The sequence below is a fragment of the Streptomyces sp. NPDC021562 genome, assembly GCF_040640875.1.
Taxonomy (GTDB): Bacteria; Actinomycetota; Actinomycetes; order Streptomycetales; family Streptomycetaceae; genus Streptomyces.
On the sequence record NZ_JBFACN010000098.1, the window covers coordinates 1 to 1,288 of the forward strand.

Consider the following 1,288-nt stretch of genomic DNA (forward strand, 5'->3'; position numbering starts at 1 on the left):
GACGAGCAGTCCGTTCTCGTGATCCACGACGTACCAACGAATGCATGGGACCTGGAACTCGAAGAACTCTTCCTGCGGACCGGAGCCCGCTTCTGCCGGGTGGAGTCCCGGCGGCGGATGCGGGACTACGTCCGCGGACTGCTCGGCCCGGTCGGTCGAAAGAACAGCTGGCAGCTCGCCGAGTATGCCGGCAATGACACCCCACACGGCCTGCAGCACCTGCTTTCCCACAGCCGGTGGGACGCTGACGGCCTGCGGGACGACCTTCAGGCATACATCGCAGAACAACTCGGCACGCGGAACGGCGTGTTGATCCTCGACGACACCGGCTTCGTGAAGAAAGGCATCACCTCCGCAGGGGTGCAGCGCCAGTACTCCGGCACGGCCGGACGGACAGAAAATTGCCAGATCGGCGTCTTCGCCGCCTACGCCACCACCCGCGGCCACGCCCTGGTCGACCGCGAGCTCTACCTGCCCAAGTCCTGGACCGAGGACCGGAAACGCTGCCAAGCAGCCCGCATCCCCGACGAGCGCACCTTCGCCACCAAGGGCGAACTGGCCCGTGACATGATCCTGCGCGCCCTGGCCTCCCCACTCCCCATCGCCTGGGTGACAGCGGATTCCGCCTACGGACAGGACTCGCACTTCCGGCGTTTCCTGGAGGATGCCGAGCTTTCCTATGTGGTCGCCGTCCCCAAGTCACAGCAGGTCAACGGCCCGCGCATCGACCATCTCATCGCCCAGGCCCCGCCCGAGGCGTGGCAGCGTCTGTCGGCGGGGCAGGGAGCCAAAGGCGAACGGTTCTACGACTGGGCCGCCGCCCGCCTGCCCGCCGTGACCGAATCCGGCGTCGACGAGCCGACACGACAGAGGTGGGTACTGGCCCGCCGCAGCATCAGCAGGCCCGACGAGATCGCCTACTACCTCGCCTGCGCTCCACTGGACGCAACCGTCGCTGACCTGGTCCGTGTCGCCGGCTGCCGCTGGAAGATCGAAGAGTGTTTCCAGAGCGCGAAGAACGAGTGCGGCCTGGACCAGTACGAGGTCCGCCGCTACGTGGGCTGGCACCGGCACATCACGCTTGCCATGCTCGCCCACGCGTTCCTTGCGGTGATGGCCGTGCAGGAGCGTGAAAAAGGGGTGTCGAGGCCGACACACCCGACCTCGTGGACCTCACCCCAGCCGAAATCCGTCGTCTGCTGGCAACTCAACCCCGCCACCGTCCTGCACGCCGCGACCACGTGCTGAACTGGTCACGATGGCGCCGATGTCACCAGGCACGTGCCCG

1 protein-coding gene is annotated in these 1,288 nt (G+C 66.9%); it reads left to right on the forward strand.

From position 1 onward, the window contains the following. Positions 1–51: 51 nt before the first annotated feature. Complete coding sequence (locus AB0G52_RS41185) at positions 52–1,248, forward strand: IS701 family transposase (protein ID WP_361344436.1); 1,197 nt, start codon at positions 52–54, stop codon at positions 1,246–1,248. Positions 1,249–1,288: the final 40 nt, after the last annotated feature.